General features: G+C 44.7%; 5 protein-coding genes. 2 read left to right on the forward strand and 3 right to left on the reverse strand.

Translation table 11 applies throughout. The features are described from left to right. Positions 1-286: 286 nt before the first annotated feature. Together HPY28_RS29930 and gyrA are read right to left on the reverse strand one after the other, a co-directional pair. Complete coding sequence (locus HPY28_RS29930) at positions 287-1,372, reverse strand: HD-GYP domain-containing protein (RefSeq protein WP_174231961.1); 1,086 nt, start codon at positions 1,370-1,372, stop codon at positions 287-289. A gap of 165 nt (positions 1,373-1,537) precedes the next feature. Beyond that, positions 1,538-4,072 (reverse strand): DNA gyrase subunit A, encoded by a 2,535-nt coding sequence (gene gyrA, locus HPY28_RS29935; RefSeq protein ID WP_017246856.1) that lies wholly within the window; start codon positions 4,070-4,072, stop codon positions 1,538-1,540. Positions 4,073-4,633: 561 nt separating this feature from the next. On the opposite strand from gyrA, the gene HPY28_RS29940 reads away from it, so the two are divergent. Further along, positions 4,634-5,359 carry a response regulator transcription factor gene (locus HPY28_RS29940; protein WP_017246854.1) on the forward strand — a complete coding sequence of 242 codons (726 nt, stop codon included), beginning with the start codon at positions 4,634-4,636 and terminating at the stop codon, positions 5,357-5,359. Next, the gene (locus HPY28_RS29945) at positions 5,356-6,720 is read left to right on the forward strand and encodes a sensor histidine kinase (RefSeq protein ID WP_017246853.1); all 1,365 of its coding nucleotides are present in this window, start codon (positions 5,356-5,358) and stop codon (positions 6,718-6,720) included. Before HPY28_RS29940 ends, HPY28_RS29945 begins: the two co-directional genes overlap by 4 nt. Positions 6,721-6,781: 61 nt before the next feature. Here the strand turns inward: HPY28_RS29945 and HPY28_RS29950 are convergent, their stop codons facing one another. Continuing rightward, complete coding sequence (locus HPY28_RS29950) at positions 6,782-8,056, reverse strand: MFS transporter (RefSeq protein WP_017246852.1); 1,275 nt, start codon at positions 8,054-8,056, stop codon at positions 6,782-6,784. Positions 8,057-8,141: the final 85 nt, after the last annotated feature.

The following is an 8,141-nucleotide window of genomic DNA, read 5'->3' on the forward strand; positions in this document are numbered from 1 at the left end:
CTCGTCTCTCTCGAGGCGACTTTTCTATCTTATCATACCGCCTAGGCTTTTGCAAGATGTTTTTTAAAAAAATCTTGTTCCGCTTAGCGGCGACAATTCAATACTTTATCAAACAATGCTCAAGAAGTAAATAGCTTATGTAACTTTTCTTCTTGAAGTCTTGCTTCAACCGAAGCGACAAGAAGTATCTTATCACGTATTTTTAAACAGCACAAGAGTTTTTTATAATAAAATTGAATTTCTTTAAATTATATTAAAAGAGAGGCGAATCACTCGCCTCTCTCCTTTACTGTTCCATTACTCTCATAATAGATAAATGTCGAGCTTCGACTAAGTTTACGATTTTTCCACCTGTTTCAACCATTGGTCTCGTTGGGTGATTACGGTCTGTAAATACGATCTTCCCAATCGTTCCATCACTTAATTCGACTAGCGTCCCTACAGCGAATTGAGTGATCCCCTCCACAAATGTCCGAACAATGGTAGGATCAAGTTTCCCGAAGCTATCCTGCACTAATTGTTCCACGACTTGATAGGGTGACAGTGCCTTTTGGTGCACACGATCCGAGCTCATTGCATGATACACATCAGCCACGGCGACAATTTTACTGTATAAATGCAGTTTAGAACCAGGCAAACCTAGCGGATAGCCTGAACCATCTTCTCGCTCATGATGTTGCAAAGCCGCTAATGCTACACCTTCACTTAAACCGTGGGATGACTTAATAATTTGGTAGCCATAAACGGTATGCTTCTTCATCTCTTCGAATTCGTCTGGCGTAAGCTTCCCTGGTTTTTGCAAAATCCGCCGATCAATTTTCGTTTTTCCTATATCGAGCAATGTACCCGCCAATGCGACCTGCATCCATTCCTTTTCTGGCACCTTGACCCATTTTGCAATCATATAAGAAATCATCCCAACCGCTATGGCATGCTCGTAGGCATAGCTATCCATCCTTGCAAAGCGCCGAAGGGAGAGAAGGACTTGTGGTTGCTGCTGAAACTCCGTAATGATCGGCGTCACAACTTCTCTGACTTCCATAACGGGTATGTTATTGCCGCCTTGTACGCGGGTCATCAAATTTTTCAGTGTAGACACTGCTTTATCAAATGACTCCTGAAACACAGGTTTAGCTTGGATAAACTTATCAGAAGCTTCTGGCGTATCTGCCTTAGTTGGTTCACCTTGGTCAGTCCAAGCCCCTCCTGATTCCTCTACTTGTACCTGCTTGATCATGAACGCTTCTAAGAATTGAACTTCTCTTTCATAGAGAGGGGTTCCTTTTGCAAAAAGAATGCCTCCCAATGCTGTAAATACGTCTTCAGCCAATTTCGCTCCAAGAGTCAGTTGTTTCACTTCCACATTGGGCAACCTGCTCACCACCCGATCCAACTTGTTAATGATATAGTATCCATTTCCCAATTTTACTCCAAACCCAAACCATTTGCAGGAAAAAAGCACTGGGTAGAACAAACTTTCTGCACTTACACGAAAAAACGCCCCACATTATGCGGGACGCTTTCGTCGTGATTTTCTTTATTCCTCTGTCGGTTCGGTAGGTTCAGGAGGCTCGGTTGCTTCGACAGTCTCTCCGTCTTGCAGATCTTCGATTCTCTCTTCCACATCTTCATCCGTCATATCCTCTTCCTCAGTTGGAGGACACTTGGCGACTGATCCCACTTGCTCATTTTCAGACAAACGGATCAGTTTCACACCTTGCGTGTAACGCCCCATCACAGAAATACCTTTCATTTCTGTGCGGATGATGATACCGGAAGTGGTAATAATCATCAGATCCTCTTCAGGCTCAACGACTTTCAGACCAACGACCGGACCGCTTCGATCGGTTACATTGTGTGTCTTAATTCCTTTACCGCCACGAGATTGAATGCGGTATTCATCGACAGGAGTCCGTTTACCGTAACCATTCGCCGTTACAATGAGCACTTCTGCATTCGGTTTGATAACGTCCATATCGATGACATCATCATCGTCGTCAAGGGTAATTCCCTTCACACCAGTGGCGTTACGTCCCATTGTGCGTACGTCTCCCTCATTGAAACGGACGGACATGCCTTTGTGAGTACCCATGATGATTTCTTGTTTGCCATCCGTCAGACGAACACCAATCAACTCATCATCTTCGCGTAGGTTAACCGCAATCAGTCCGCCTTTGCGAATATTTTCATAGGACTCCAGCGTGGTTTTCTTAATAATCCCCTTCTTGGTCGCAAAGAACAGGTAATGTTCTTCATCAAACTCCTTCACAGGGATTACCGCACTAACCCGCTCCCCTTTTTCAATCTGAATGAGATTGATGATTGGGGTGCCTTTCGCTGTCCGGCTTAGATCAGGAATCTCGAATCCTTTTAAGCGATAAGCCTTCCCTTTGCTCGTGAAGAACATGATGTAATCATGCGAGTTGGTAATGTACAGATGCTCGACAAAATCGTCATCCTTGGTTCCCAAACCCTGCACGCCACGTCCACCACGTTTTTGCGAACGGTAGGTGGAAACAGGCAGACGCTTAATATAACCATCATGCGTCAGGGTAATGACCACATCTTCCTCTGGGATCAAATCAGCATCTTCGATATGATTCTCATCGAAAGTAATTTCCGTGCGTCTTGCATCGCCAAACTTCTCTTTGATCTCACCCAGCTCTTCCCGGATGATTGCATAGATTTTGCCTTCGTCTGCAAGAATAGAACGCAATTCTGCGATTTTCACCATGAGCTCTTGGTATTCGTTCTCGATTTTTTCTCGTTCCAAACCAGTCAAGCGTTGCAGACGCATATCGAGAATGGCCTGTGCCTGCTCGTAAGACAAAGAGTAATTTTCCATAAGTCCTGTACGAGCTTCTTCTGTGGTTTGAGAAGAGCGAATCAAGCTGATAATCTCGTCAATGTGATCCAATGCAATGCGCAAGCCTTCTAAGATATGCGCACGAGCTTCTGCTTGCTTGAGATCGTATTCGGTCCTTCTGCGGATAATGACGCGTTGGTGCTCCAAATAGTAATAGAGCATGTCACGCAAATTCAATACACGCGGACGGCTGTCAACGAGCGCCAGCATATTCACACCAAATGTAGACTGCATTTGGGTATGCTTGAACAAGTTGTTCAAAACAACCTTTGGAATAACGTCGCGACGCAATTCCATCACAATACGCATACCTTTGCGGTCAGACTCATCACGAAGGTCGGTAATGCCTTCGATTTTTTTCTCGCGCACGAGCTCCGCGATTTTTTCCACGAGTCTCGCCTTGTTCACCTGATAAGGAATCTCTGTTACGATGATGCGCGGTTTGCCTTTCCCATCCTCTTCAATCTGGGTTTTGGCGCGCATAATAATGGAACCACGGCCTGTTTCATAGGCACGACGAATACCACTGTAACCGAGAATCTCCCCTGCTGTAGGGAAGTCAGGTCCCTTGATAATCTTCATCAAATCTTGAATCGTAATATCAGGATTGTCGATCATGGCAATGACGCCATCAACAACTTCTGTCAGGTTATGTGGCGGAATATTGGTAGCCATACCTACAGCAATCCCTGATGCCCCATTCAAAAGCAGGTTCGGGAAACGAGAAGGCAATACAACCGGCTCTTCTTTGCGTCCGTCGTAGTTAGGAGTGAAATCGACCGTTTCTTTATCAATATCGCGCAAAAGCTCCAGCGCGAGCTTGGAAAAACGCGACTCCGTATAACGCATCGCCGCTGCCGGGTCGCCGTCTACAGAACCGAAGTTCCCTTGCCCTTCAACCAGCATGTAGCGCATGTTAAAATCTTGGGCCATACGTACCATCGCTTCATAGATGGAAGAGTCACCATGCGGATGGTAGTTCGCCATTACTTCCCCGACAACGTTTGCCGATTTACGGAACGGCTTGTCAGGAGTAAGGCCCATATCGTGCATGGCATACAAAATACGCCTGTGTACAGGCTTCAAACCATCGCGAACGTCAGGCAAAGCCCGACTGACGATAACGCTCATCGCATAGCTAATGAACGATTCTCTCATTTCGTGGCTAATATCGACTTTTGGAAACCGAGCAGTTTCTTCTGCCATAAAGGGTAAACCTCCAACTGGTTATCACAATACTTCATTATACCATATAGAGAGAGGACACGTCCAAAAAATCCAGTTGAATCAATCCATTTCCTCAAGATTTACCACCGATTTTGGTCGTATACACACGGATTTCGTAGTATCCCTAAATATTCCAGCCCTGTTTCAGGCTGGGTCATCGCACAAAACAAAAAAGGCCCCTACATTCTGGCCCCTACAATTTCATGTTATTTTACATGTATTTATGATCATCTTTACAGCTTCACGACCATTTCCAATTCGGAGGAGCGAATCATTGTCTTCGTATCGATTAACAATCCGAACGTAATCGCGATCATCTGTAGTAGTTTTCTCATGGTGTATCCCTCCGTTTATTGAATGTACTTTGATTTTACAGGGAATGAACACGTAGTCCCATCGATTTGGGTTTCAACTTCCTTACACTATTGTAAGAAACGTAAGAAAGTATGGGAAAAGTGTGGGAAATGTCTTCAATAACTGCTTATGTCGGTTTGAAGATGTACAATAAAGTGAGAATCTAAAGGTTCGCGGAGGAATCCTATGAAGACCTTTCACATTGCTATCGTAGACGATGACATCCATATTCGTCAGATCGTCGAAGCCTATCTTCAAAAGGAAGGCTATGTTACAACTGCACTTGAATCAGCCGAAGAGGCTATTACTTTAGAGCAAAAGAATCCTCCCGATCTATGGGTATTGGACATCATGTTGCCTGGTATGAATGGCTATGAGTTTTGCCGACGAATTCGTGCTGGTTCAGAGACGCCTATCATCATGGTTTCTGCTCGCGACGAAGAAGTAGACAAGATTCTTGGACTAGAGCTAGGAAGCGACGATTATCTCACCAAACCTTTTAGCCCTCGTGAATTAGTGGCACGCGTGAATCGGGCACTCCAACGTTGGAAACAGATGAAGTCTCATGCGGAAGAATCCCCTTTCATTGCGAAAGACAGTAACCCGGAAGAGGCTGCTAACAGCGCTCTTGTATTAGATAAGAAAAAACGTCTGGTCTATTCTTTTGGGGAGGAAGTAGAGGTGACCTCGAAAGAGTTTCAGGTGCTTAGCCTTTTATCGGAGCATCCGAATCGGGCTTTTTCCCGTGATGAGCTGCTCTCTCTTATATGGGGATACGATTATTTTGGAAGTGATCGAGTGGTTGATGATCTCATTCGTCGTATCCGAAAAAAGCTGGACAAGATCCCTCTCGAAACCGTCTGGGGCTTTGGATATCGCCTGCGAACATTGGAAGGAACGAAGGATGAATGAGTATCCAATTTCGCATTACGTTGATGTTCGCCCTTCTTCTCTGTCTTGTTATAGGGGTATCAGCTGCCCTGATCAATTCGTTTTTGCTGGATAATTTAATCGAGCAGCAAAAGAATGAATTAAACCTAAAAGGTCGATTCTGGATTGAAAAAATGAACGAATCGAATGTAAAGATTGAAACTGAGGGAGTCGCAGAACTCGAAAAGCTTCTCGTCTCCAATCGCAAGATAGAAGTTTTGCTCTTAGGAAAAAAGAAAAAAGTGCTCTACACATCCCTGCCTTCTTCCAATTTGAATGAGTGGATGGATGCCCTTGAGCGTAAAGCGGAGAAAAGGCAAAATCGAAACATTTGGATGGTCGGTAGCGATGATTATGTGGTCGTTAACTTACCTTTTAAAAACGACGAAAAGCAACGACTGATTCTGGCCTCTCCTGTACGTGGACTAAAAGACATTCGTATGGAGATGACGAATAACATATTGCTCATCGTTTTGATTGGAGCCGTATCTACCATTTTGCTCAGCTTTTTTATTACGCGTAGTATGGTGAAGCCACTACATAAATTGACGAGAGAAATTAAAAAGGTTCAAGCACGTCGTTTTTCCGAAGTCCAACTCATTCCTGCTCGCGGTGAAATTGCTGAAGTCTCGAATAGTGTTTACTCCATGGCACAAGAGCTCGATCGTTTCCATGAAATCCAGCGGCAATTTTTACAGAATGCTTCCCACGAGCTAAAAACCCCTCTCATGTCCATTCAAGGATATGCCGAGGGAATTCGCGATGGCGTTTTTGTTGATGATGCTGCTGAAAAAGGTTTTGATGTAATTGTAGAGGAAACCAATCGATTGAAGCATATTGTGACTGAAATTATATTGTTGGCCAAGCTCGAAGGCGAAGAGAATTTGTTTGATCCCTCATGGCTTTCCGCTACTGACCTGGTGAATCGAGCCATTGAGCGTTTACACCCTTTGCAGCTCCAACACAATGTAACGATTTCAGTACGTCCGCCTAAAACCAATGACTTAGTGTACGTCGATGAAGGAAAGTTTCTTCAAGCCTTGTTGAATATCATTGGAAATGCTTTGCGCCATGCCAAGGATCAGATCACGATCGAAATCAAATCAGGCAAACGCCATCTCCAAATAGAAGTACAAGATGATGGTGAAGGCGTCGCGGAAGAGCTTCTCCCTCATTTATTTCATCGTTTTGTGAAAGGAAAAAATGGTGATGTCGGACTGGGGTTAGCTATTTCTCGAGCAATTATCGAACGTTCGCACGGCCGTCTCCAAGCAGAAAATGGTCCACTCCACGGCGCTGTTTTCCGTATCATCCTTCCCTTGTATTCGCAGCCTGAAAACTAACTAACACCCGAGTGATCTAGTGTCCACTCGGGTGTTTTTCTTTCAATCCATATATTTGCCTCTACATGTTCCCGGAAATTTTCGCCGTGAGCGCGTTCCTTCCAATCCGCATAACCAATACAGAAGCGATCAAGCAAAATATTCCCGCAATGATAAACATGATGAAGTAACTATTCAACATGGTATAAATGACTCCTCCACCGTAAGCGGCCACAGCAGCACCTAACTGATGTGCGGCTAATATCCACCCAAACAAAATTCCTGATTGCTGTTTTCCAAAAATATCGGTTGTCAACTTAAGTGTTGGAGGAACTGTAGCTACCCAATCTAGGCCATAGAAGACAATGAATATGCCCAAGGTAAACGTAGAAGAGGACAGTGCTGCAGGAAGCAGCATTAACGAAAATCCCCGTAAACCGTAATACCAAAACAAGAGCCAACGATTGTTAAAGCGGTCCGATAGCCATCCCGATAATGTTGTTCCGATAATGTCAAAGATACCTATGAGAGCGAGTAAACTTGCAGCCGTTACCGCTGGAATGCCGTACTCCATACAAGCAGCGATAAAATGAGTACCGATTAAACCATTGGTAGAAAGACCGCAAATAAAAAAGCTGCCAGCCAACAACCAGAAATCAAAGGAACGAGATCCTCTTACTAAACCATCAACAGCTGCACGAAAAGGGTTTTGCTTAATGTCTTCTATTTCTTGATCAGCTTCTGTCGCACCAAATGCCTGAAGTCCCTTATCACTTGGTCGATCACGCATCAAGACAGCCACAATCGGAACCAAGATCAGAGCTGCTGTTGCAATCACCCACGATGCCGTACGCCAGCCATCTGATTCAGCCAAGCTCGCGAGAAGAGGAAGAAATACCAGCTGTCCTGTTGCACCGCTTGCTGTTAATATACCCATAACCAATCCTCGTTGCTTCACAAACCAGCGATTTGCGATCATTGCTCCTAATACGGAAGCCGTGCATCCTGAACCCAGTCCAACAACGACTCCCCAAAGTACAGTCAGTTGCCAGGAAGCCTGCATCCAAGTAGTGAGGGATGAACCCAATGCCAACAGGATAAGAGCAATGATCGTGATACGCCTTATTCCGAACCGATCCATGACTGCTGCCGCAAACGGACCTACCAATCCGTATAGCAATAGATTAATGGACAGCGCTATTGAGATAGAAGAGCGACTCCAGCCAAATTCTTGTTCAACAGGAACCATAAATACACCAGGAGCAGAGCGAATTCCAGCGCCAACCAAGAGAATGAAAAAGGTGACACCCGCAATGATCCAAGCGTAGTGGAGCCGACTCGAAGTAGCTTGTTTCATAATGACATGACTCCTTTTTTAAAATCATACGTCAGAAATTTCAGTTTTCAAATAGTACAAAAAAAACCATCCAAACTGGATGGCC

The sequence above is a fragment of the Brevibacillus sp. HB1.2 genome (assembly GCF_013332495.1).
In the GTDB taxonomy this organism is placed as follows: domain Bacteria; phylum Bacillota; class Bacilli; order Brevibacillales; family Brevibacillaceae; genus Brevibacillus; species Brevibacillus porteri.